The organism is Shouchella rhizosphaerae, assembly GCF_900142675.1.
In the GTDB taxonomy this organism is placed as follows: domain Bacteria; phylum Bacillota; class Bacilli; order Bacillales; family Bacillaceae_D; genus Shouchella; species Shouchella rhizosphaerae.
This window is the reverse complement of sequence record NZ_FRBS01000005.1, coordinates 76,486-98,854: the sequence shown is the minus strand read 5'-3', so window position 1 is coordinate 98,854 and position 22,369 is coordinate 76,486. Positions and strand designations below refer to the sequence as shown.

25 protein-coding genes are annotated in these 22,369 nt (G+C 44.0%); 13 read left to right on the top strand and 12 right to left on the bottom strand.

Annotated elements, in window-relative coordinates; all coding sequences use genetic code 11:
• The first annotated feature begins 65 nt into the window (after positions 1-65).
• The 6 genes from BUC05_RS14660 (at position 66) to BUC05_RS21140 (ending at position 5,410) form a co-directional block, all read left to right on the top strand.
• Positions 66-866 (top strand): MurR/RpiR family transcriptional regulator, encoded by an 801-nt coding sequence (locus BUC05_RS14660; protein WP_011248041.1) that lies wholly within the window; start codon positions 66-68, stop codon positions 864-866.
• Positions 867-1,024: 158 nt separating this feature from the next.
• Complete coding sequence (gene pfkB / locus BUC05_RS14655; protein WP_011248040.1) at positions 1,025-1,957, top strand: 1-phosphofructokinase; 933 nt, start codon at positions 1,025-1,027, stop codon at positions 1,955-1,957.
• Positions 1,945-3,363: a PTS fructose transporter subunit IIC gene (locus tag BUC05_RS14650; protein ID WP_011248039.1), complete on the top strand. Its 1,419-nt coding sequence runs from the start codon at positions 1,945-1,947 to the stop codon at positions 3,361-3,363. Before pfkB ends, BUC05_RS14650 begins: the two co-directional genes overlap by 13 nt.
• A 14-nt stretch (positions 3,364-3,377) precedes the next feature.
• The gene (locus BUC05_RS14645) at positions 3,378-3,830 is read left to right on the top strand and encodes a PTS sugar transporter subunit IIA (protein WP_011248038.1); all 453 of its coding nucleotides are present in this window, start codon (positions 3,378-3,380) and stop codon (positions 3,828-3,830) included.
• Position 3,831: 1 nt separating this feature from the next.
• A complete protein-coding gene (locus tag BUC05_RS14640) occupies positions 3,832-4,701 on the top strand; it encodes a class II fructose-bisphosphate aldolase (RefSeq protein WP_011248037.1) in 870 nt (289 codons plus the stop codon).
• 118 nt (positions 4,702-4,819) lie between these two features.
• On the top strand, positions 4,820-5,410 hold the full coding sequence (locus tag BUC05_RS21140) for a hypothetical protein (RefSeq protein ID WP_084140068.1): 591 nt from the start codon (positions 4,820-4,822) through the stop codon (positions 5,408-5,410).
• Positions 5,411-5,498: 88 nt separating this feature from the next.
• On the opposite strand, the gene BUC05_RS14630 is transcribed toward BUC05_RS21140, so the two are convergent.
• The gene (locus tag BUC05_RS14630) at positions 5,499-5,996 is read right to left on the bottom strand and encodes a phosphatidylglycerophosphatase A family protein (RefSeq protein ID WP_011248035.1); all 498 of its coding nucleotides are present in this window, start codon (positions 5,994-5,996) and stop codon (positions 5,499-5,501) included.
• A 171-nt stretch (positions 5,997-6,167) separates the two neighbouring features.
• Between BUC05_RS14630 and BUC05_RS21530 the strand changes: the two genes are divergently transcribed.
• Entirely contained in the window at positions 6,168-6,317 is a 150-nt protein-coding gene (locus BUC05_RS21530) for a hypothetical protein (protein WP_011248034.1), read from the top strand.
• A gap of 6 nt (positions 6,318-6,323) precedes the next feature.
• On the opposite strand, the gene BUC05_RS14625 is transcribed toward BUC05_RS21530, so the two are convergent.
• Positions 6,324-6,929: a hypothetical protein gene (locus BUC05_RS14625; protein ID WP_063608574.1), complete on the bottom strand. Its 606-nt coding sequence runs from the start codon at positions 6,927-6,929 to the stop codon at positions 6,324-6,326.
• A 361-nt stretch (positions 6,930-7,290) separates the two neighbouring features.
• On the opposite strand from BUC05_RS14625, the gene tlp reads away from it, so the two are divergent.
• Positions 7,291-7,521 carry a small acid-soluble spore protein Tlp gene (gene tlp, locus BUC05_RS14620; RefSeq protein ID WP_011248032.1) on the top strand — a complete coding sequence of 77 codons (231 nt, stop codon included), beginning with the start codon at positions 7,291-7,293 and terminating at the stop codon, positions 7,519-7,521.
• 80 nt (positions 7,522-7,601) lie between these two features.
• Here tlp and BUC05_RS14615 read toward each other — a convergent pair whose 3' ends face one another.
• A complete protein-coding gene (locus tag BUC05_RS14615; protein WP_011248031.1) occupies positions 7,602-8,474 on the bottom strand; it encodes a LysR family transcriptional regulator in 873 nt (290 codons plus the stop codon).
• 114 nt (positions 8,475-8,588) lie between these two features.
• Here BUC05_RS14615 and BUC05_RS14610 point away from each other — a divergent pair, with 114 nt between their 5' ends.
• Positions 8,589-9,143: a flavodoxin family protein gene (locus tag BUC05_RS14610; protein WP_073305195.1), complete on the top strand. Its 555-nt coding sequence runs from the start codon at positions 8,589-8,591 to the stop codon at positions 9,141-9,143.
• Between the two features lie 150 nt (positions 9,144-9,293).
• Here the strand turns inward: BUC05_RS14610 and BUC05_RS14605 are convergent, their stop codons facing one another.
• From BUC05_RS14605 to BUC05_RS14585, 5 genes are all read right to left on the bottom strand, one after another.
• Positions 9,294-9,974 carry a TetR/AcrR family transcriptional regulator gene (locus tag BUC05_RS14605; protein ID WP_073305193.1) on the bottom strand — a complete coding sequence of 227 codons (681 nt, stop codon included), beginning with the start codon at positions 9,972-9,974 and terminating at the stop codon, positions 9,294-9,296.
• A 13-nt stretch (positions 9,975-9,987) separates the two neighbouring features.
• Positions 9,988-11,145: an ABC transporter permease gene (locus BUC05_RS14600; RefSeq protein WP_082369203.1), complete on the bottom strand. Its 1,158-nt coding sequence runs from the start codon at positions 11,143-11,145 to the stop codon at positions 9,988-9,990.
• A complete protein-coding gene (locus tag BUC05_RS14595) occupies positions 11,129-11,902 on the bottom strand; it encodes an ABC transporter ATP-binding protein (protein ID WP_035202879.1) in 774 nt (257 codons plus the stop codon). Before BUC05_RS14595 ends, BUC05_RS14600 begins: the two co-directional genes overlap by 17 nt.
• Positions 11,903-11,926: 24 nt before the next feature.
• Entirely contained in the window at positions 11,927-12,676 is a 750-nt protein-coding gene (locus BUC05_RS14590; protein WP_035202877.1) for an efflux RND transporter periplasmic adaptor subunit, read from the bottom strand.
• A 264-nt stretch (positions 12,677-12,940) separates the two neighbouring features.
• Positions 12,941-14,068, bottom strand: coding sequence for a threonine synthase (locus BUC05_RS14585; RefSeq protein ID WP_035202875.1), 1,128 nt, complete (start codon positions 14,066-14,068; stop codon positions 12,941-12,943).
• A gap of 157 nt (positions 14,069-14,225) precedes the next feature.
• On the opposite strand from BUC05_RS14585, the gene BUC05_RS14580 reads away from it, so the two are divergent.
• Positions 14,226-15,017: a carbonic anhydrase gene (locus tag BUC05_RS14580; RefSeq protein WP_011248024.1), complete on the top strand. Its 792-nt coding sequence runs from the start codon at positions 14,226-14,228 to the stop codon at positions 15,015-15,017.
• A 177-nt stretch (positions 15,018-15,194) separates the two neighbouring features.
• Here the strand turns inward: BUC05_RS14580 and BUC05_RS14575 are convergent, their stop codons facing one another.
• Entirely contained in the window at positions 15,195-16,472 is a 1,278-nt protein-coding gene (locus BUC05_RS14575) for a helix-turn-helix domain-containing protein (protein WP_011248023.1), read from the bottom strand.
• Between the two features lie 140 nt (positions 16,473-16,612).
• Here BUC05_RS14575 and BUC05_RS14570 point away from each other — a divergent pair, with 140 nt between their 5' ends.
• From BUC05_RS14570 to BUC05_RS14560, 3 genes are all read left to right on the top strand, one after another.
• On the top strand, positions 16,613-18,058 hold the full coding sequence (locus BUC05_RS14570; protein WP_011248022.1) for an amidohydrolase: 1,446 nt from the start codon (positions 16,613-16,615) through the stop codon (positions 18,056-18,058).
• 102 nt (positions 18,059-18,160) lie between these two features.
• Positions 18,161-19,702, top strand: a complete 1,542-nt coding sequence (locus BUC05_RS14565; RefSeq protein ID WP_035202870.1) for an AbgT family transporter — start codon at positions 18,161-18,163, stop codon at positions 19,700-19,702.
• 29 nt (positions 19,703-19,731) lie between these two features.
• A complete protein-coding gene (locus BUC05_RS14560; RefSeq protein ID WP_035202868.1) occupies positions 19,732-21,000 on the top strand; it encodes an amidohydrolase in 1,269 nt (422 codons plus the stop codon).
• A gap of 112 nt (positions 21,001-21,112) precedes the next feature.
• Here BUC05_RS14560 and BUC05_RS14555 read toward each other — a convergent pair whose 3' ends face one another.
• The 3 genes from BUC05_RS14555 to BUC05_RS14545 all read right to left on the bottom strand — a co-directional run bounded on the left by BUC05_RS14555 (position 21,113) and on the right by BUC05_RS14545 (position 22,323).
• Positions 21,113-21,352 carry a ferredoxin family protein gene (locus tag BUC05_RS14555; RefSeq protein ID WP_011248018.1) on the bottom strand — a complete coding sequence of 80 codons (240 nt, stop codon included), beginning with the start codon at positions 21,350-21,352 and terminating at the stop codon, positions 21,113-21,115.
• An 18-nt stretch (positions 21,353-21,370) separates the two neighbouring features.
• Positions 21,371-21,619, bottom strand: a complete 249-nt coding sequence (locus BUC05_RS14550; RefSeq protein ID WP_011248017.1) for a YuzB family protein — start codon at positions 21,617-21,619, stop codon at positions 21,371-21,373.
• A gap of 83 nt (positions 21,620-21,702) precedes the next feature.
• Entirely contained in the window at positions 21,703-22,323 is a 621-nt protein-coding gene (locus tag BUC05_RS14545; protein WP_035202867.1) for a superoxide dismutase, read from the bottom strand.
• Positions 22,324-22,369 lie beyond the last annotated feature (46 nt).

Genomic DNA, 22,369 nt, shown 5'->3' with positions numbered 1-22,369 from the left:
AAAGAGGACGATAAACACAAAGCTTGGTAAGCCTAGCGCGAATAATATGGATAAGAGTGGTGCATATGAGCAAACCGTTATTTAACATTCCTTATAATACATTTGAACGACTTAGTGACACAGAGCGTTATTTGTTAACTTACATTCATGACCATCTGGATGAAATTGCAACGATGTCGATTGTTACATTAAGCGAACGGGCGGCAGTCTCTACTGCCACTGTTGTCCGGCTGATGAAAAAAATTGGTTTTAAAGGCTATACGTCGTTTAAATACAAGCTTGAACAGGATAAGCAAATGATAGACAAAGAAGGAAGTTTGAGCGATATTGGCAACGAAATAAAGCAAGCGCTGCAAAAAAACGAAGAGGAAGTGCGCCGTACCATTCAACTGCAAAGCATTGGCCAAATTGAGGACGCGGTGCAAAAAATGCATGACGCCAACAAAATTTACATCTTTGCCCGTGGCTTTTCGCAAATGATTGCCAAAGAGATGGCCGTTAAGTTGCAAGTTCTTGACAAGACGTGTGAGATGCATGATGATCCGAATATTATCCGCATCAAATCGCAAAAAATGCATCACGATACGGACTTGGCGATTTTTGTTTCATTAAATGGAGAGACGAAAGAACTTGTGGAAGCTTGCCAAAACTTGAGCATCCGCCAAGTGACGACCATTACGTTAACGACCAAAGTGAACTCGACACTGAATAAGTTGTCTGATATGACGTTGATCGGATACAAAAGTGAACACTCGTTAATCCCAGATTATGAAGTTCGCTCACGCCTTTCCTTAAATGTGATCGCGAGAGTGCTCCTAGACGCCTATGTCATCCGTACAAAAGAATCTGTAAAGCCGCCCCATTGAACTAGAGGGCGGTTTTTTTCTTATGAAATCAACGCTGAAGGCGCTTTTACCAAATATTGTTTTTCAAGATGCGAAAACATTTTCATGTACGCCAATGGGATAATAAAGACATCAAGGATCGCATTTCTGAGACATTAAACGAAGTTGGTGAGGGCAAAATGATTTATACATGCACGATGAACACAGCAATCGACTTATATGTACAGTTGGAAAAGCTTATGCCCGACAAAGTCAACCGCACGATGGATGAAGACTACCAGCCAAACGGCAAAGGCGTCAATGTGTCGATTATGCTAAAACGCTATGGGATTGAAAGCGTCGCCACAGGCTTTATAGCTGGTTTTACAGGGGAATTTATTCAGGACTCTTTACAGAAGCTAAACATTAAGACTGACTTTGTGCACGTCGATGGCATTACACGGATTAACGTGTTTATGAATGCAGACAAGGAATACAAAATCGTCAATCAAGGGCCGTCCATTAGTAAAGAAAAGCAACGCTTGCTAATAGAAAAAATTGGCCAATTGGAAGCAGGCAGTACGTTAATTGTTTCAGGAAGTTTGCCTGTAGGCGTGTCAGAAGCCATTCTCGCCGAGATTGGCGCCATTTGTAAAATGAATGGCGTCCATTATGTCCTTGATACGAGCATTTCTTCTTTAGATGGCGTGTTGGCCTCTCAACCTTATTTATTGAAGCCGAATGAAGAAGAGTTAGCAGGTTTCTTTCAAGTGAAACATCGATTGAGTGAGAAGGAGCTTGTCTACTATGGGTATGAACTGATCAAACGTGGAGCGCAACAAGTACTCATTTCTCGCGGAAAAGACGGCAGCATTTATTTGAATAAGGACACTTGCTTGTTTGCGACGTCTCCTAAAGGCAAAGTACTGAACACGGCTTGTGCTGGCGATGCTTTGTTGGCCACGTTCATTGGCCATATCCAGCAAGGCACACCTGTGGAAGACGCACTAGCGAAAGCAACAGCAACAGGGGCTTCTACTGCCTTTTCTAAGGGGTTAAGCGATTTAAAAGATGTTCCAATGCTTCTCGATCAAGTACAAATTACACGGAGGGGATTCACATGGCAAAAGTAAAGATTGTCGCTGCAACGGGCTGTCCTACAGGCATTGCTCATACTTTTATGGCAGCGGAAGCGCTGAAAAAAGCAGCGAAACACATGGATGTAGAGATCAAAGTTGAAACGCATGGCCAAGCGGGAATCGAAAATGCGTTAACAAAAGAAGAAATTGAAGCGGCAGACGGTGTCATTGTCGCTGCCGACAAAGATGTCAATACGGAACGCTTTCATGGCAAGCGGCTCGTGGATGTCCCAGTAGCGAAGGCATTGCGAGGCGCCGAAGAACTAATCCAACAAATTATCGATAAAAGCGCGCCGGTCTATCGAGCCAAAGGCGGAGTGCTGCCAGAAGAAGCGACTGGCGAAGACAATCAGCCAACTGGCAAAAAGAACATTGGTCGTTCACTGTATAAGTCACTGATGAATGGTGTTTCCCACATGCTGCCATTTGTAGTAGGCGGCGGCGTGTTGATCGCAATTTCCTTTTTGTTTGGCATTTATTCTGCTGATCCGAACCATGAATCGTACAATGCCTTTGCCGCATTTCTAAATAAGGTTGGCGGCTTGAGTTTTAGTGTGATGGTACCCATTTTAGCGGCATTTATTGCCGAAGCGATCGGCAAACGTTCTGGCATGGTTGCCGGTTTTATCGGCGGTTTGCTCGCGGTTGAATCGGGGGCTGGTTTTCTTGGCGGCATCATTGCTGGTTTTGCGGCTGGCTATTTAATTGTGCTGTTGCAATACCTATTCAAAAAATTACCTCGGTCATTAGACGGGCTTAAAACAATCTTCCTTTTTCCGGTACTTGGCATCTTTCTAATTGGCGCGGTCATGTATCCATTGATGTCGCCAGTCGCCGCTCTAAACGAAGCAATGATGGCGTTTTTAGCTTCCGTTCAATCATCAAGTCCGCTGCTGCTCGGCTTAATTGTAGGCGCCATGTGCGCATTTGACATGGGCGGGCCTGTTAACAAAGCCGCATACGTAACAGGGACATTGTTGCTATCTGAAGGAAATTTGTACTTCATGGCTGGCGTGTCCGCAGCGTGTATAGCGCCACCGCTTATCACCGCATTTGCGGTCTTGTTCTTCGGAAAGTACTTCAATAAAGAAGAGCGAAACTCAGGAATGGTGAACTTTATTTTAGGATCCACCCATATTACAGAAGGGGCAATTCCGTTTGCTGCCAAAAACCCGATTGTCGTCTTGCCGATATTGATGATTGGTTCAGCGATTGCAGCAATCATGACGTATATGTTTGGCGTGCAAGTGCCAGCACCCCATGGAGGCTTTCTTGTACTGCCGGTTGTGACTGGAGCGGTGAAGTGGGTGATAGCAATTTTAACAGGATCGGTTATTGGCGGGGTCTTGTTCGGGCTCTACCGTAAAAAAATAGCGAATGGCAAACCAATCGAAGGGTAAAAGGAGAGACAGACATGATTACAGAAAAGCAAATTCAATTGCACTCAAGCGCATCAACACAGGAAGGCGTTTTTCAGGCGATTGCAGATTTGGCTGTGGAAAATGGCATTGCTGTAGACAACGCTAGTGTTGTTGCTGGATTAAAAGAGCGGGAGTCCTTAAGTACAACGGGCTTCCAAGATGGTTTTGCGATTCCACATACACAGTCTGACTCGATCACAAGACCAGCAATTATAATCGTCCGCACGGAAACAGGAATTGAGTGGGAATCATTTGATGGGAAGCCAGCATTCTTTTTTATTTCATTGCTCGTGCCACATGAAGAAGCAGGAACAACGCATTTGCAGGCGTTAGCGGCTCTGTCTCGGGCCTTAATGGATGATGAGTCGCGCCAAGCGTTCCTTACTGCGCAATCCAGTGAGCAACTTGCACATTTAATTAAAAATGCCATCCAAGGAGATGAGTAATTTGGGAATTGTATCGACTACACCAATGCTAAAAAGAGCAAAAGCAAATAAACATGGGGTGGTGGCATTTAACGTCCACTCTTTCGACAGCATTTTTTGGGTGCTGGAAGCTGCGGCAGATTTGAGATCACCGGTTATTTTGCAAACAACGGTCGGCACTGTAAAAGCGCTTGGCGCTAAAAACATTGTGGAAGTTGCCCGAGTCGCATCTGAGCATTTTCAAGTGCCAACAGGCCTACATTTAGACCATTGTACCGATTACCAAGTGATTAAAGAAGCAATCCGGGCAGGCTATTCCTCGGTGATGATTGATGCTTCTATGTACCCGTTTGAAGAGAATGTGGCCCGTACAAATGAAGTCATGGCTCTTGCCCAATCGTTAGAGGTAAATGTGGAAGCAGAACTCGGCAAAGTGGGCGGTGTGGAAGAGGATATTGTCGTTGCTGAAGAGGATGCCAAAAAGGCGGTACCCGAGGAATGCAAACGGTTTGTTGAGTTGACAGGCGTACCAACGCTTGCACCTGCAATCGGAACCGCCCACGGCATCTACAAAGGCAAACCAAATATTGATTTTAAACGGATTGCCCGTATTGCTGAACTAGTTGACGTCCCGCTTGTGCTCCACGGCGGTTCCGCTGTCCCTGATGAAGATATTCGCCGCTGTGTTTCATTAGGAATGGCGAAAGTCAACGTATCCACCGAATTAAAAAATGCTTACTCTGCGGCGATCCGTGAACATTTCGCCTCCCATCCAAATAGCCTTGACCCACGCGCCTATTTGCAAAAAGCGAAAGAGGCAGCTATCGAAATGGCAAAAGCTAAAATCAGATTGGTAGGAAGCGAAAATACTGTTGTCCCAGCGTTTGCTTAAAAGCGATTCCTCCCTCCTTATTATGTAAGGAGGGATTTTTTTGCAAAGAAAGAAAATGAATCCGTACGTGCCAAGCACTAGGCGCATACACTGGTTTTGAATGAAAGGAGTGAAGGCAATGAAGCCTACAAATGAAGACATTCAACACCCATACGGGATAGACCAAAATGCCCAACCGAGCCAACCACTCGAGGCGGATACGGTCTACAGAAATAGTTACGGGGCGGCAAATCAGATGGGAAATATGGCTCAACAAATGAACTGGCATCAGCCTGTTCAACAATTCGCGATGAACCAAAACATGCAACATACTCTTGAATATGGCAGTAACACACAGCCATTTGCATCACAAGAATATGGCAGTAACACACAACCATTTGCATCACAGGAATATGGCAATAACACACAGCCATTCGCACAGGCAGAAGCCAATCAGTTTTCACAGCAGGGGGCGATGAAAGAGAAGTGCCGCCAAATGAAAGACCATCATGTCGAGGTAAAGATGGCAAACGGCCAATCGGTAGACGGAATTTTAACTGAAGTGAGAGAAGACGGCATTACTGTTTTAGTTGGTGAAGATGTCCATCAAGAAGAATCCCGCCAATTTGGTTGGCGGTATCGCCGCTATCGCCCACGCTTTTTTCCTTTCGGTGGATTTACCGGTCTTGGCTTTTTTCCATATTTCTTTCCGCCGTTTTTCTTCTATTGATGCAATTAGTAAAAGAGAGAGTGTGTCGAAGCTTGGCGACACACTCTTTCTTTTGGTAGTAGGCAGTCGCGCTTTTAGTTGTTGCGAATCAATCTCTTACGCCTGCCCCTTCTCGGGAATGGGCGAGCCGGCTGGAAGCAGCAGCAGCGATCGCGCCGACAATATCATCAAGGAATGTATGGCATTTTCCGCCTTTATGTTTGTTTAACTTACCGAGAATGCCAGGTTTGATTTTATCGACATAGCCAAAATTCGTCAGCCCAATTGAGCCATAAATGTTAACGATCGAAAGGGCAACAATTTCATCAATGCCATAAAGGCCTTCATCTGATTGCACTATTTCTTGAAGAGGGGAGCTAAGCTTGCCTTGTTCGGCGAGGCGGTCAAGCTCGATTCCTGTTAATAACGCATTTTGCACTTCTCGCTTAGCCAGCACTTTCATTACATGAGGCCGGCACATTTCCTTCGTCAAGTCTGGAACATATGTGCTTTGCAATTCATAAACAAGATCCATAATTTCTTCAATCGTAACCCCTCGATCTTCCAATGCTTCCAACGCTAATTCAATTGTGATTTTATGTATCATCGAAACAATCCCCTTTCAAAGCTCTACCTATAAAGATACCCTATTTTTCATTGAAATACACGTTTAGCTTAAAAGGGAAGGGATTCCGGATTAGGGAACAGAAAGAGGGTGAAATGGGCTGCATCTGTTTGGATTGCTGCTTTAGTTATTGTGAAAAGGGAGGAAAAATAGATGTTAAAGGATGATGGGGCTTATAGTAGGAGCATTCGCAAAAAAGAGGAGTCGTTGGATCAAAGCAGCAATCCAAGATGCAGAGATGAAACGGGAAAAGTCCGAAAACAATTGGAAAAGCGAAAAAAAGTGAAGATGAGAGACAGCTAGCCGGAATTAAAGATAATTTTTCTTTAAGGAGAACACTTCTTGCTCTAGTGAGACCATTTTTGACATAAGAAAATCATGAACGGTATCTGCCCGCTTTTTGTCTTCTAACCGTTCGGCAGTGCTATGTTCAAGTAGATAGCCGACCCCATTCAATCTTTTCTCCATTCGTTCAAGCCTGTTCTCTGTGTTCTGTTGAAAAGCCTCGAATGTTTGGTTGAATTTGGTTTGTTGGTTGTTAAACTTGCGCTGATTCTCGTTGAAAGCAAGCTGCTCCTTTTGGAAATGACGCATTTCATTATTGAAAGCAAGTTGTTCCTTTTGGAAATGGCGCATTTCATCATTGAAAGCAAGCTGCTCCTTTTGGAAATGGCGCATTTCATCATTGAAAGCAAGCTGCTCCTTTTGGAAATGGCGCATTTCGTCATTGAAAGCAAGCTGCTCCTTTCGAAAATCGCGCATTTCGCCATTAAAAGCGAGTTGATTTTGCTTAAAATTATCAAATTCATCAAGCAGCTTTTCTTGTTGGTTATCTAGCTTTGTCAGTATCTTGAGGATTTGTTCAGTCACTTCATTCGCCTCCATTTTGAGTATTATAGCGCATGTTCCTGGCATAAACCACCTCCTTTTAATGGCATCATAAATAAGCATAATGTGCTTTACAAAAAACGATAAGGTGTTTCATCTACATTAGGTTGGTATTACTTTAATGAGGATAGCTAGCTGCGTCGTTCGAAGTAGTCCAACAATGGAGGCACCATTGTAGCGAGTGTAGGTGATTGATGTTCGTCGATGGTTTTCCTTGTATAGCCAATATTCTACATAAGGTTCATCATTCCTCCTAAAAAGTCAATTATTTTTATAAAAAAAGAGCTTATGAATCAGAAGCTGTTGATTTTCACGAAAAACCCGGAATGCTGCATAATTTTTTAATAACGATGGAAACTAACGGCAAAACAGGCAAGGAGGGAATGGAATGGCCAAAAGAGATGACCGCTCCAATAATCCAGAAAGAATTGAAAATATAATTGGCAACACGCTACAAAACATGGATGAGGCTAGAGATTATGCCAAAGCTCATTCAGAGGAGCTAAGTGAGGAAGAAAAACAGGAGATTGAACAAAAAAATGAACGCCGTGAGCAAAGCATCGACGGCTTACGCGAAGAATTAAAAGACGAAGTCAATGACCAAAAGAACAACAGCTAAACAATCGCTAACTGGCATCGGGAATTCCCGGTGCCAGTTTTGTGTTAGTAGCAGTCAAACAATTAAATCAGAGCTGATTGTTAACTATGAAACCAATCTTTTTGCTCCCGCAATGCGCTAATAAATGTCTCTAACTTCCGCGAAACCCATTTATTTTTGTGATAAGCAGCGTAAATGCCGATGGGTTCTATGGGCGCCTTTGTCGGCACTTCTTTTAAAGTGCCTTCTGCTAGGGCATCGCGAACGGCGAATTGAGGCAAAAAAGATTGGCCTAATCCGCATTCGACACATTTTTTGATTGCCTCGATGCTTGGAAATTCGATCTTTTTCATGCCAAATTGCGCTTCCTCAGATAAATACTGCTCAATGATCGGGCGCCAACTGCAAGCATATTCCGTAACGAGCATGGTTTCAGGGATGTTACGGAACGCATGGTCAGCTGTTTCGACAAGTATTAATGTGTCACTACTAATTTTCTCGAAAGAAAGTGCTTTAGGTTGCCACTGATTTGATTCGACAAGAATAGCTGCTTCGATTTCGCCTTTTTTTAGTTGAGTTGTGAGATGTTGGTAATCAATCAATTTAAGCGTTAATTCAACTTTAGGGTAGGTTTTTGTAAAGTTCGTAATAAAGGTCGGAAGCCAATATAACAGCAATGATTCACTTACGCCAATGGTCAATTCTCCTGCTAGATCAACTGTGTTAAGGACGGCTTCTTTAGACTTGGCATAAAGATCAATAATTTCAAGGGCATATGGCAAAAAACGTTTACCTGCTTGTGTCAACACCACTTGTTTGCCTAAACGGTCGAAAAGCAAGTACCCAAGTTCATTCTCTAATTCCTTAATGTGGTTCGTAACAGATGATTGGGCATAACCAAGGGAATCGGCGGCTTTTTTAAATCCACCGGTATCTACAATTGTTTTAAACGTGTTCAAGTGACGCAGCTCCATGTAGTAGACTCCTATCAATATTAATGATCGTTTTAATTCGAAAGTTTAATTTTACAGAATCACGACTGTATTATAAACTTTTCAGTACACATTAGCAAAGAGGAGTTGGAGAGCATGAAAGTAATGGCCTTGTTTGGAAGTGCCCGTATAGAAGGGAATACAGAACAACTTGCCGATATCGCATTAAGGGGAATCAATCACCGGAGAATTCATTTGCTGAAATGCGGTTTTGATCCTATTATTGATGAACGCCATGCACCAAATGGATTTACTGCTGTGAACGATGGCTATAAAGAAGTTCTTGATGACTTTCTTAATCAAGACATTGTTCTGTTTGTGACGCCTTTATATTGGTTCGGCATGTCAGGACAAATGAAAGGGTTTTTTGACCGTTGGAGTCAGTATATGCAAGACCAGAGATTGGGCTTCCATGAGCGGATAAGGGGAAAGAAAGCGTATGTAATTGTTGTGGGCGAAAATCCTCATCCGCGCATAGCTGCTTTGCCATTAATCCAACAGTTTCATGCTATTTTTGAATATACCGGGATGGAGTTTAGTGATTATATCATTGGCAAGGGAAATCGACCAGGTGCTATTAAACAAGACCAGTTGGCTTTGGAAAAAGCCGATTTTTGGAACAAAACCTTTCATCAAAATTTTGTACAATAGTGAAACAGACAACAAGGGCCCTTCTAAAGTATACGACTTTGATGAAAACAGATTTGCTAGATTTTGCTATAAATAGACTTCATCTTTTCGAATGGCCAGGAAACGAACAGAATGTCGCTTCCTAGCCATGCTAAAAACAATCGTACGGAATTATTTCTTAGTGGAAATTCCTTCCAAAATAATGTCGATCATTTTTTCAGGTTCATCCCCGTGATCAGGTTGAAGCCCTTCGCCAAGAACTTGGTGGTAAAAGATATAGCCGAAGATGATATAAAAAAATAAATTGGCAATAACAGACTCATCCATGTCCTTAAACTCACCTTGTTCTTGTTTTTGCTTAATAAATGATTTTGTCGATTCCATCGCAGGACTAGTGATGTTCGTTACAATTGCTTTCTTAATTTCGTCCTGTGAATAAGCTTCTCGAAAGAGGACTTTTATAATCGATTGGTTTTGAGCAAGCTGTTCCAGCCTGTCTTGAAAAGCCATTGTCAACGTTTCTTTCGCATTATTTGGCTCAGGTGCACGGAAAATCTCTTGAATCGTTTCCACATATTTTTTTGAACCAAGTTCAATAAAAACAGGTGCTAAAATATGGTACAACAGATTTGACTTTGACTTGAAGTTACGGAACAATGTTACTTCGGCAACGCCAGCCTGTTTAGCGATATCGGCAGTTGAACTAGCCTCATACCCTTTTTCTGCGAATAGCTTGGCAGCTGCTTGGATAATTTGTTCTTGTTTTGCTGTTTTTTTCTTCGATTCATTTAGCGAATCTAAGAAAAGCTGAAATGCTTCTGTTAATGATGGACTATTGTCGTCGTTGTTCATTTTGATCACCTATTTACTGGAGATGCTTTTTAAATTTTGCAATTGTTGCGATGGAAAGCAGAACGGTAAATCCGAGCAATACAAAACTTTGCGGCCATAGAAGCTGTAGGGAGTTTGCTTTTAAGAAAATGCCCCTTAAAATCTCCAAAAAATACGTTAAAGGGATCAAGCCTCCTAATAGTTGAATCAGCATTGGCATCGATTCTCTCGGAAAAACAAAACCGGAGAGAATAACGCTTGGAAGAATAACGGCAAAGGACATATACATGGCTTGGAGTTGGTTTTTGGCGATGGTGGAAATGAAAATACCCATCGCTAAAGTCGCAACAAGAAATAGCAAACTTAATAATACCAGTAAGAAAGGGTCGCCGGCAATCGCTACATCAAACCAAAACACGCCTGCTAAAAGAACAAAAGCAAAAGACAATGTCCCAATGATCGTATAAGGCACTAGTTTGCCAATAATTAACTCTGCTGGACGGATTGGCGTAACGATCAACTGTTCAATCGTGCCTTGTTCCTTTTCGCGGACAAGAGCAAATGCAGTCAAAATTAATGTAACTTCTTGCATGATGAGGCCAATTAAAGCCGGAATATTAAACTCCATGCTGTCCATGGAAGGGTTATAAAACACCTGTGTTTCATGCTTTAACGGGCTATTGGGGACTTCTGTCCCACTTCGGATCAATTGTTCCGCCTGAACCGTATGGGCATAGTTTAGCAAAAGCGACTCACTTCGAAACAATGCCTCTTGCGCATAAGTCGGATCGGACCCGTCAATTAAAAATTGTACATTCGCTGTATTTGTTGTAAGTTCTTTTGAATAATTCGCTGGAATAATAAGACCTGCATGAATGTCGCCCTTATCCAGGAGGTGTTCCAGCACACTGACGTTGTGTTCATAACTCATAATGGTAAAGTCGCCTTGGCTTGTTAAACGGTTAATTAGTTCTCTGCTTTCTGCCGTTTGTGACTGGTCTAGAATAGACAAGTGAACTGATTCGACATCGTCATTCATCGCATAGCCAAGCAAGACGAGCAGCAGAACAGGGAGAACAAGAGCAATGGCAAGGCTGGCAGGATCTTTTTTTATTTGAATAAATTCCTTGCGAACGATTGCTTGTAGTCGTACGAAACGAAAACGCTTTTCTCGGTTATTCAAATGAATCACCCTTTTTTAGATGGGAAGCATGTTCTTGCTCTTGTTGTTCTACTAGCTTAACAAACAAATCATCTAAGTTTTTGACACTGTATTCGTCCATAATCTCTTTTGGCCCGCCGTTAACAAGCAAGTTTCCGGCATACATAAACCCGATGTTGTCACAAGTTAAGGCTTCGTCCATGTAATGGGTCGTGACGAGGACGGTGACGTCATCTTTTTTCAATTGATGGATGATCTCCCAAAATATTTTGCGCGAGACAGGGTCTACGCCTGCAGTTGGCTCATCAAGTATGAGCAACTCCGGTTCATGAAGCATGGCACAGCATAATGCAAGCCGCTGTTTCCAGCCACCTGACAACGCTCCGGCCCGTTGGGAAATGCGGTCCTCTAACTTTGTTAATCGCAAAAGCGTTTGGATACGCGCAGCGAGCTCTTTCTTCTTTAGTCCATAAATCGCTCCATAAAACTGCAAATTTTCAAGTACCGTTAACTCCAAGTACAAGCTGAATTTTTGCGACATATAGCCGATTCGCTGCTTAATTTGCTCTGGCTGTTCTGCAAGGCTATAACCAAGCACAGTTCCGCTCCCAGATGAGGGCGGGAGAACGCCACACAACATGCGAATGACAGTCGATTTTCCGGCTCCATTGGAACCAAGAAAGCCGTAAATCGTGTTTTTTTTCACGGAAAGGTCAAGGGGCTTGACAGCCATCTTAGAACCGAACTTTTTTGACAACGCGTTACAACGAATAGCATCCTCTGTCATGTGTTCAAATCGCTCCTGACCGCCTTATAATGAATCAATCCAAATCTCGACATCCATCCCGGCTCTTAATTGCTCGTCGTTGCTTTCAATTGTAATGTGCACAGGGAAAACTTGACTGGCTTTGTCTTCGTTTGTCTCGATCGTTTGCGAACTGTATATCGCTTCCTTTTCAATAAAGCTGACAGTTCCTTCGAATGTTTCTCCAGGCAAAGCGACAGCGCTTATTTGAACGGCCATCCCCTCAGAAAACTCGGAAAGTTGGCTTTGCGGCACATAAATCGTCGTTTCCAAAGGAGCGTCTGTCAAAATCGTTACAAGTGGTGTACCAGTTTGAACAAAATCGCCCTCATCGATTAGCCATTCCAAAATGGCGCCGTCTTTTGGTGAATGAATGCTTGCTTTTGATTGGTGGTATTGGGCCTGCTCTAGACGGGCTTGTGCTTGATCGCGTTGGCTGTTAAGAGCGTCTAATTGCACATTAGAAGCGGCCTCATTTTCTGCCTGCTCAATTTCAGCGTCGGCTAATCGTACCGATGCTTCCGCTTCTGCCGTTTGTAGCTCCAATAAACGCTCGTCTAAAGACACGAGCAGCTCATCTTTTGCAACGGCTTCCCTTTCAGCAACATGAATGTTTTGGATTTCCCCTTGTAAAGGGCTGTAAATCGTTTGTTTTTTCGCTTCAATCGAACCAGTGTAAGCTGCTTCTTCGGTTTGCGAACAGCCAACTAGCAAACACAAAGATAAGGAGAAGATTGCTGGTTTTGCAAAAGACATAACAGCACCTCGTTATTGAATGTAAGTACTTACTTTCAAATATAATCGAAGAAAAAGAGAAAATCAATGGGGAATGAAAAAATTTTTCAAAGAGCATGCCAGTGACAGAATAGTCATTGTCGCCCTCATTTGGTAAAAAGTGCGGTTATTTCTTACTTTTCTTAAGGCTTTACTAGGTGCGCAATTTGGCAGATCCAAACAGATGTGCATAAAGGAGGTGGAAAACAAAAACGCATTTCAAACGTTTGCTTTGGAAGGGCGGTATTATTTTGCTATGTGGTCACTTGCCTTTGTCCCAGAACCACATAAAGGGATGACGATCGTTTCTGTTTCACAGTGTCGGTAAACGTGAAGGGCGGCGTAGGTAGCGGCGCTAGTAGGTTCCACATCAAAACCTTGCTTGGCAAGTGCCGAGCGTGCTTTCGCTATTTGTGCTTCGCTAACAGTTATGAAGGTGCCGCCCGTATTGCGGACTGCCTCTAATATTTGCGTTGCACGAGGTGGTGCAGCGATCGCAATCCCTTCAGCAATCGTCGTTTGGCCTACTATAGGCGTAATAGATGGTTCTCCTGTGGCAAACGCATGAGCAAGAGGGGCGCATTGTTGAGCTTGCACGGCCACGATTTTCGGGCATTTGCCAATGAGACGGTTCGCTAAAAGCTCAGAAAAGCCGTAATAAGCACCGAGTAAAAGGGTGCCATTGCCAACAGGGATAATCACTGTGTCTGGTGCGTCGCCAAGCTGTTCATAAATTTCGTACGCATACGTTTTCGTGCCTTCATAAAAGTAGGGATTATACACATGGCTTGCATAAAAACCGCCTTCTTCTAAGTTGGCGGCTTTTTGCTGTGCGGCACGTGCGACATCTTCACGTGTACCGGCAATGGTGTGGACCTTGGCATTGTATGCTGCCATTTGTGCTTGTTTTTTCGGGGAAACCGTATTGCTGCAAAACACTTCGCAAGCAATGCCAGCTCTTGCTGCATAGGCCGAAACGGCAGTCCCTGCATTGCCGCTGCTATCGGCAATGACAGATGTGGCACCAAGTTCTAGCGCTTTTGCGATTAGGACAGCAGCGCCACGGTCTTTAAAAGAGAGCGTCGGCATTAAATAGTCGACTTTTACATAGACATTCGGCTTATCAGCAGAAACAGGTAGAAGCGGCGTATTGCCTTCGCCTAAAGTCACGTTTTGCCAACTTTTCGCGTCTTTTTCAAACGGCAATGCGTCCAAAAAGCGCCATAGTGTAGGAGGACCAGATTCCCAAGCCGTAGGTTCGAGCAATGGCATTTGTTTGTCAAGGTCGAGCAGACCGCCACAAAGGCACTTCCAAAGATCACGCGAAACAGGGTAAGTGGTATGGCAACTGCGGCAAACGTACGATTGCTTCATCAATAGATCGCTCCTTTTGTAACATTCATAGAAAATGCCAGTTTGAGAGAAATGTTAACTTTTTTATTGGGAAAATCAAAAAACTACTAGTTTTATAAACAATGTTAATAGATACTAGATTTGAATCCATTATACCCATTATGAGGAGGCGTGATCAATGAAACGAAGTCACTTATTTACTAGTATTACATTAGCATCCGTTGTTACGTTGGCAACTGCTCCGGCAGCTTCTGCTGCTAGTTTCCTGTCACCGTTACAAGCTTTGAAAGCATCATGGTCGTATGAGGGGGAGACGGGACCTGAATTTTGGGGAGACTTAGACGAAGCGTTTGCTGCGTGTTCGAATGGAAAAGAGCAATCACCAATCAATTTGTTTTATGATCGTGAGCAAACATCAAAGTGGAATTGGGCCTTTTCATATAGCGAAGCTGCTTTTTCTGTTGAAAATAATGGGCATACGATTCAAGCTAATGTGGAAAATGAGGATGCCGGTGGTTTAGAAATTAATGGCGAAGCTTATCAGCTGATACAATTCCATTTCCATACTCCGAGTGAACATACGATTGAAGAAACATCCTTTCCGATGGAGCTTCATCTAGTTCATGCAAATCATGCAGGGGATTTAGCGGTGCTCGGCGTTTTGATGGAAATGGGCAATGATCATGAAGGCATTGAAGCCGTTTGGGAAGTCATGCCCGAAGAAGAAGGGACTGCTGCGTATTCCATTTCTCTAGACCCGAACCTATTCCTGCCGGAAAGTGTGACTGCTTACCAATACGACGGTTCATTGACAACCCCTCCTTGTAGCGAAGGCGTAAAATGGACAGTGCTTAACGACACCATTTCGATTTCAGAAACGCAACTTGATGCATTTAGGGACATCTATCCACAAAACTACCGTCCTGTCCAAGAGCTAGGCGACAGAGAAATCGGTTTTCATTATCATTAATGAGAAAGCGCCCACTACCTAGTGGGCGCTTCAGCTTAACCAAACGCTCGCACCGCCTGTGTTTTCTTTCAGTCTGAGTGGCAAACGCTTGTTGGCGTCTTCGGTTGCTATGATCTTCTATTTACTCGCATCTTCATTCCTCGTCTTACATGCGTTGATTATTCCGACGCATTCACTCTAATGAAACAGGAGACGGTACCTTTTACGTGGCCGGCCACGAAGTTTTTCCTGCCTTACTGTTGTTTCCTCTGCGGCTTGTCCTTGTTCTAATTTCTTTAAAATTCGATTGGCGCTTCGCGTCGTGATGCCTAAATGAAGCGCAAGATCATTTGCACAGACATCATGGCGCTTTGTTTTTGCAGGTATTGCCAAAATTTTTTGCAGTTGCAACACAGATACGCCAGTTTGTTTGCTCCATTTTTGCAATTGAAGCGGATCCAGTTGTAGTTCAAGTCGTTTCCCATCGCCAAGAGGGCCGAGCAACGTGCTTTCAGTCAAGATATAAGGGCAGCCGATTCTCTTTTGTTGCTTGTTGGCTGTTTTTGCGTTTGTCCGTGCTTCATGGAGTGTTTTTCCTGCGCCCCAGCCTAATTGAAACATAATTTTGGGGTGTTTGCCTTTTAAATAGGCAGATAAAGCACATTGTTGGAAGCTGTTGGTGAGGCGCTCTAAATCGCCAAACGACGTTACTAACTCAAAGCTTGTTTCATTCGCATGAACTAAAAGTGGCTCTCCTTCCATTTCTGAGTAAGAAAGCAATGCATGGTGGAGCTTGATTTTTTCTATTTCTGTTTTTGCCTTAAAAGTCAAATAGCCAATCGCGATTTGTTTGTCTGCTAATTCTTGTGTTTCTAACTGTAGCAGCAATGTTTCTACTTGTTTATGGATGGAACTAGTTGATGGCGCTAAAAAAAGTGTCGGGATGCCGTCCTTTTGCAAGACCGGCAAAATATTGCTGAACCTCGTAATTGATAATTGCGCGCCATCCATATGTGCGTGTCGATGAAAGGCAATCAGTTTCTCGTACATTTGGTCGTTGACGTCTTGAAAAAGCGAATCGCTATAGTAAAGGGGGAAATCGTCTGAAGGCACAAACGACTTTAAGTTCATATAGTCATTCTCTTTGTTGAGAAAATCAATGACCGTTCGCTTCATTTCAAAGGATCGTTCAAATGTGCAAGTGAGCAACGTTTTATAAAAGTCTTTTTCGCTTAAATCGACAAACACAGATGGCTTAGGCAAAGGGCCAATATTTTGTTCAAAATAGAGTTTTGGAATAATGCCGCCAAAAACCCAGCCATCAATGTCATGACGGTACTGCTGATAAATCGTTTTAATTTCGCTTAAGTTTTTATATGAAAAATAAATAAAGCTAGCATTTGTTTGCAAACTCATTAATGCTTTCTTTATATGGGGAGTGGTATGGAAGGCGGCCATAATGCCGATCGTTGCCATTGGTCATCCTCCAAATGTCTTATTTTTTTTAGTTTACCAGACTTTTTTAAAAAAAGTATTGGCGATTAAGGCGATTTTATAATAAAGTAAGGAAAATACATATGTCTGAAAACTGTCTTTTAATTTATAGGAGGGGGATTATGGATCAACGGCTTTTTTTAAAGCGCTATATTGACGAACATCAAAACTTATTTCAGCGGGTAGCGTTGGCCATTTGGAATTACGCTGAGTTACGGTTTGAAGAGTGGGAATCTTCAAAACTCATTAGTGGCATCCTTGAGGAAGAAGGTTTTGCAGTTGAACGGGGGATTGGCGAAATGAAGACAGCCTTCGTTGCAACGTATGGAACAGGAAAACCTGTCCTTTCATTTTTAGGCGAATTTGATGCGTTGTCTGAACTGAGTCAAGCAGGCGGTACAGCCGAGCAACAATCGATTGTTGCTGGAGGGGCAGGGCATGGCTGCGGCCACCATTTGCTCGGGACGGCGTCATTGGCGGCAGCACTCGCGACGAAAGCCTACATGGAGCAGCACGGAGTCGTTGGCACGATCCGTTATTATGGCTGCCCAGGGGAAGAAGGGGGCTCCGGCAAAACGTTTATGGCAAAAGAAGGCGCATTTGCTGGTACGGACACTGCCATTAGTTGGCATCCTGGCACTTATACGAGCGTATGGACGGCCGAAACATTGGCGAATATCCAAGCTTCGTTTGCTTTTATAGGAAGAGCTTCCCATGCTGCTGCCGCTCCCCATTTAGGGAGGAGTGGACTTGATGCAGTCGAGTTAATGAATATCGGGAGCAATTATTTGCGGGAACATCTCATTGATGAGGCAAGGGTACATTATGCCATTACAAACGCAGGCGGCCTTTCGCCAAACGTCGTCCAGCCAAAAGCAGAAGTCCTGTATTTAATGCGGGCTCCAACGCTTGAGCAAACAAAAGCTATTTATGAACGTGTCAAAAATATAGCAAAGGGCGCAGCACTGATGACAGACACAACGTTAGAGATTCGTTTTGAAAAAGCGTGCTCTAATTTTGTGCGCAACTACGTGCTTGAGGATGTAATGAATGAGGAATTGATTGCAGTTGGCCCCCTTTCTTACACGGAAGAAGAGCATCGTTTCGCTGAAACGATTCGCCAGACATTTTCGGAAGAAGACCGGGAACAAACGATGGTGGAGTTGGCAAATCTCGTCGAGAATCCGGGCCAAGAATGGCTTGGACAATTGCGTCACAAAGCATTAATTGATGAAATGGTACCTGTCTCAAAAAAGCGAACGCTCCTGGCTGGCTCGACTGATGTTGGTGATGTAAGCTGGATTGCGCCAACTGTTCAATGCTATGTGACATGCTTTGCATCAGGGACAGCATTCCATACATGGCAAATGGTTTCCCAAGGGGCAACAACGACTGCCTATAAGGGAATGAGCCACGCGGCCCTCATAATGGCTGCGACAGCCGTGCGCTTATTGCATGATCCAGACTTGGTGCGTCAAGCGAAAGAGGAATGGGAGGAACGGTTTGCCAACCTGCAATACGTTTCCCCTATTCCAAATGGCGTAAAGCCAGCTCCTATGCAGCGCTAATTGTTCGTGACAGGTTATCTGCCAGAAAAGGCATTTGCACGTTCGAAACGTGATAGACTGTTAGCGAATTAAAGACATATTTGAGACACTGGAGGAACAGCGATGACAGAACAAACTGAAAAACGTTCATTTTTTTCAAAAGTACTGGATGGAATTGAACGTATCGGAAACAAACTCCCCCATCCGTTCATGTTGTTTATTTACTTGGCTGTGTTTTTAATGGTCGTTTCAGCCGTTTTACATGCGTTCGACTTAACGGTGGTAGATCCAGGCACCAACGAAACAGTAGCTGTAAGGAGTTTGCTATCTCAAGAAGGGTTTCTCTACATTCTCTCGTCGATGCTTAGCAATTTTACAGGATTCGCCCCTTTTGGACTTGTTATTACGATGATGCTTGGTATCGGCTTGGCCCAAAAAGCGGGGCTATTTGAAACATTCATGAAGACAACGATTTTAAAAGCGCCAAAATCACTTGTTACATACGCGGTTGTTTTTGCAGGGATACTTGGCAACATTGCTTCTGACGCGGCGATGATTATTATACCGCCGGTTGCGGCCATGGTTTTCCACGCTATAGGACGGCATCCCCTTGCTGGGTTAGCCGCTGGGTTTGCAAGTGTTGGAGCAGGCTTTACAGCCAATTTTATGATTGCCGGAACAGATGCATTATTAGCAGGCATTTCAACGGAAGCAGCTCGGACAATTGACCCTGATTTCGTTGTAACCCCTATCGACAACTGGTTTTTTATGTCGGCTTCGGTTGTCATGCTCGTTTTCCTCGGTGTATGGATCACAGAAAAAATTATTGAAAAACGGCTTGGCGCTTATGATCCAGCCTATGCAGACGAAGGCATCAACGACCAAAGCCTCGATTATCCAACAAAGCAAGAAATAAAAGCATTGCGCAATGCTGGGATTGCCCTTCTGCTTTATATTGGCGCTGTAGCTATGCTTGTTGTTCCAACAAATGGAATTTTGCGAGGCGAAGAAGGGACCATTATCCCGTCGCCCTTTATCGACAATATCATTCCGATTTTGCTTGTCATGTTTGTCGTTGTAGCGGTTGCCTATGGGATCACAGCAGGGACAATAAAGTCCACAGCAGACGTGCCGATCTTAATGGGAGACGCGATGAAAGACATGGCCGGTTATATAGTGCTTGTGTTTGCCGCCGCCCAGTTTATTGCTTACTTTAATTGGACGAATATTGCGACGTTGATTGCTGTAGGCATTGCTGATTTTTTACAGCAAGTCGAATTTACAGGGCTAGGATTGTTCGTTGTCTTTATTTTGCTCGTAACCGTGCTAAACTTGTTTATAACGAGTGGTTCCGCGCAATGGGCGCTCATGGCCCCTGTGTTTGTGCCGCTGTTCATGTTGCTTGACTACAATCCAGCATTTACTCAACTTGCATACCGGATCGGGGATTCGGCGACCAATGTCATTACGCCGATGAATCCATATGTCGTGATGGTGCTTGGTTTTATGAAACGTTATGACAGCAGGGCCGGTTTTGGCACGTTAATGTCGACGATGCTCCCATACAGTTTGATCTTCCTTGGCGCTTGGATTGTCCTCTTTATCATTTGGAACGTAGTTGGTTTGCCGATCGGTCCAGGCAGTGGCATGTTGTTAACGAAGTAACCAAAAGGAATGAATGGACGGTGTATAGAATGGAAAAATTACAGAATCAACTAAAAACATGGCGCCGTGATTTGCATAAGCGTCCTGAATTAGGCTGGTGTGAGTACCAAACAACGGCTTACATTTATCATGTTTTAAAGCCTTTATGCTTCACCCTTCATCTTGGCAATGAAGTAAGTAGCAAAGAGAAAATGGGTGTCCCTTCCTCTGAAGTGGATCGCCTCCATTTCAAGCGGGCAGAGGAGGCAGGCATAGATGCAAAGTTGCTCGAGAAAATGGCTGGCAATCAAACCGGGCTTGTGGCGACTTTTGACACAGGCAAAGCAGGTAAACATATGGCTTATCGCTTTGACATTGACGCGCTGCCCATTTTTGAGTCAAACGATGCCTCCCATTTGCCGGCAAAAGAAGGATTTCGCTCTATCTATGATGGGCATATGCATGCCTGCGGCCACGATGGCCATACAGCTATTGGGCTTGGGCTGGCTCAGCTCATCCATGAACATCGAAACGAGTTAAATGGCGTATTTACACTGATTTTCCAACCAGCAGAAGAAGGAGTAAGAGGGGCGAAAGCGATTGTTGAAAAAGGCTGGCTTGATCATGCTGACTATTTCCTCGCTGGCCATATTATGGGTCAACCCCTTGGCACGGTCGTACCTGGCGTAGCTTCTGCATTGGCGACAACGAAGCTAAATGTTACGTTTACCGGAAAATCAGCCCATGCAGGAGGCAACCCAGAAGAAGGCAGGAATGCATTGTTAGCCGCAGCACAGGCTACTGTTCAACTTCACAGCATCCCTCCACACTCACAAGGGGCAACACGTTTAAATGTTGGCACGTTTCACGCTGGCAGTGGTAGAAATATTATTGCTGACCGGGCAGAGCTTGAACTGGAAACAAGGGGCGAGACGACGGAACTGAATGCGTATATGGCTGAAAACGCCAAACGAATCATCCGCCATACAGCAGAGGCATGGGGTGTTGATTATGCGCTCGATCGAGTCGGAGAAGGGATTTCGGCCAAATCTGATCCCCAGTGGCTAGAAATGGTGAAGCGAGCGCTTGCGGCAAGCAATCTAGTTGAAGAAGTTAGTGACCGCTATGAAGCAATTGGAGGTTCCGAAGATGCGACATTCATGATGGAACGTGTCCAACAACATGGCGGGCTTGCTACTTACTTGCTTTACGGCAGCACTCTAGCGGAAAAGCACCACCACCCATTTTTTGATTACGATGAACGGGTGTTGGAAATTGCAGTTGATAGTTTATGGCGTTTAACCTTGCACTTACAATAACCCATATGGATAATTATGGGGAATAAAACGTGCTCATAAGCATACTAAATGAGGCAAGTGTCTGAATGAGGTATCTATGTTTAAAGCGGAGCCTGCTTGGCTCCGCTTTTCGTTATTCTACTCCAAAAAACGCCTCCGCCTTTTTCAAGAAAGGCTCGTCCTCTTTGCTCATTTCATATTCCTCCACGATCGCATCCACAGGACAGACGCCTTGGCAGGCGCCGCAGTCGATGCAAATATCGGGATTGATAAAGTACTGGTCATCGCCTTCTTCGATGCAATCAACCGGGCAAACCTCAGCACATTCTCCTGCCTTTTCGCCAATGCAAGGACTTAAAATGACAAATGACATTCTTGTCACACCTCCAATCTAAAGTTTGTACAAGGCAAGTTCTAATTCAATGCGGTCTTTTATTTTTGAAAGGCATTCTTCTGCAGTTTGCCCAAAAATCTTTTTGCCGTTCACAATCGCGTAAGGACGCAAGGCGCACATGCCGCAAAAAGAGAGGCAGCTGTTTGTAATGACAGCTACTTCTGGGTATTCACTTTCTAACAGCCCCTCCACATCTACAGTATGGATGAGGTTTGAATCGCATATTTCTACCACAATAATTCCCATCGTTTTCCCTCCTTTCGCGGCCTGTGCTTGCCAAGCAAAAAAGAAAGGCGGAAAGCTTGAACTGCTTTCCTCCCTTCTTATCTTTAACCGATCGCCTTTTCGTATGCTTCCGATACGGCCTCCCAATTAATAATGGAGAAAAAGTTCGCAATGTACTCTGGCCGCTTGTTTTGGTAGTTCAAATAGTAGGCATGCTCCCAAACATCAAGACCGAGGATGGCTTGTTTTCCGTCCATAATCGGATTGTCTTGGTTGGCTGTACTGTAAACTTCTAACTCTTTGCTTTCATTGACGACAAGCCAAGCCCAGCCTGAGCCAAAACGTGTCGTTGCTGCTTTAGTAAATGTTTCTTTAAAGCCTTCAAAACTGCCGAATGCTTGATCGATGGCTTCTTTTAAAGCAGCGCTCATTTCATTTGCGCCTTTTGGCGGGGCAATTACTTGCCAGAACAATGAATGGTTAAGGTGGCCGCCGCCATTATTGCGGACTGGGGTTTGAATCGATGCCGGAAGTGACTCGATGTTGGCGAGCAATTGTTCAAGCGATTGGCTTTGCAACGATGGCTCGTTTTCCAATGCCGCATTCAAATTGGTAACGTATGTTTGATGATGCTTGCCGTGATGGATTTCCATTGTTTTTCTGTCAATCGTTGGCTCTAGCGCGTCAAAAGCGAAGCCTAGTTCTGGTAATGAATGGGTAGCCATAGAATCCCCTCCAACTTGTTTATGTACTTTGTATACTTTATAGTAT

Coding starts and splice junctions, on each gene's coding strand:
- BUC05_RS14660 (WP_011248041.1), top strand. CDS start 66: ATGAGCAAACCGTTATTTAACATTCCTTATAATACATTTGAACGACTT.
- pfkB (WP_011248040.1), top strand. CDS start 1,025: ATGATTTATACATGCACGATGAACACAGCAATCGACTTATATGTACAG.
- BUC05_RS14650 (WP_011248039.1), top strand. CDS start 1,945: ATGGCAAAAGTAAAGATTGTCGCTGCAACGGGCTGTCCTACAGGCATT.
- BUC05_RS14645 (WP_011248038.1), top strand. CDS start 3,378: ATGATTACAGAAAAGCAAATTCAATTGCACTCAAGCGCATCAACACAG.
- BUC05_RS21140 (WP_084140068.1), top strand. CDS start 4,820: ATGAAGCCTACAAATGAAGACATTCAACACCCATACGGGATAGACCAA.
- BUC05_RS14630 (WP_011248035.1), bottom strand. CDS start 5,996: ATGATACATAAAATCACAATTGAATTAGCGTTGGAAGCATTGGAAGAT.
- BUC05_RS21530 (WP_011248034.1), top strand. CDS start 6,168: ATGTTAAAGGATGATGGGGCTTATAGTAGGAGCATTCGCAAAAAAGAG.
- BUC05_RS14625 (WP_063608574.1), bottom strand. CDS start 6,929: ATGCCAGGAACATGCGCTATAATACTCAAAATGGAGGCGAATGAAGTG.
- tlp (WP_011248032.1), top strand. CDS start 7,291: ATGGCCAAAAGAGATGACCGCTCCAATAATCCAGAAAGAATTGAAAAT.
- BUC05_RS14615 (WP_011248031.1), bottom strand. CDS start 8,474: ATGGAGCTGCGTCACTTGAACACGTTTAAAACAATTGTAGATACCGGT.
- BUC05_RS14610 (WP_073305195.1), top strand. CDS start 8,589: ATGAAAGTAATGGCCTTGTTTGGAAGTGCCCGTATAGAAGGGAATACA.
- BUC05_RS14605 (WP_073305193.1), bottom strand. CDS start 9,974: ATGAACAACGACGACAATAGTCCATCATTAACAGAAGCATTTCAGCTT.
- BUC05_RS14595 (WP_035202879.1), bottom strand. CDS start 11,902: ATGACAGAGGATGCTATTCGTTGTAACGCGTTGTCAAAAAAGTTCGGT.
- BUC05_RS14590 (WP_035202877.1), bottom strand. CDS start 12,676: ATGTCTTTTGCAAAACCAGCAATCTTCTCCTTATCTTTGTGTTTGCTA.
- BUC05_RS14585 (WP_035202875.1), bottom strand. CDS start 14,068: ATGAAGCAATCGTACGTTTGCCGCAGTTGCCATACCACTTACCCTGTT.
- BUC05_RS14580 (WP_011248024.1), top strand. CDS start 14,226: ATGAAACGAAGTCACTTATTTACTAGTATTACATTAGCATCCGTTGTT.
- BUC05_RS14575 (WP_011248023.1), bottom strand. CDS start 16,472: ATGGCAACGATCGGCATTATGGCCGCCTTCCATACCACTCCCCATATA.
- BUC05_RS14570 (WP_011248022.1), top strand. CDS start 16,613: ATGGATCAACGGCTTTTTTTAAAGCGCTATATTGACGAACATCAAAAC.
- BUC05_RS14565 (WP_035202870.1), top strand. CDS start 18,161: ATGACAGAACAAACTGAAAAACGTTCATTTTTTTCAAAAGTACTGGAT.
- BUC05_RS14560 (WP_035202868.1), top strand. CDS start 19,732: ATGGAAAAATTACAGAATCAACTAAAAACATGGCGCCGTGATTTGCAT.
- BUC05_RS14555 (WP_011248018.1), bottom strand. CDS start 21,352: ATGTCATTTGTCATTTTAAGTCCTTGCATTGGCGAAAAGGCAGGAGAA.
- BUC05_RS14550 (WP_011248017.1), bottom strand. CDS start 21,619: ATGGGAATTATTGTGGTAGAAATATGCGATTCAAACCTCATCCATACT.
- BUC05_RS14545 (WP_035202867.1), bottom strand. CDS start 22,323: ATGGCTACCCATTCATTACCAGAACTAGGCTTCGCTTTTGACGCGCTA.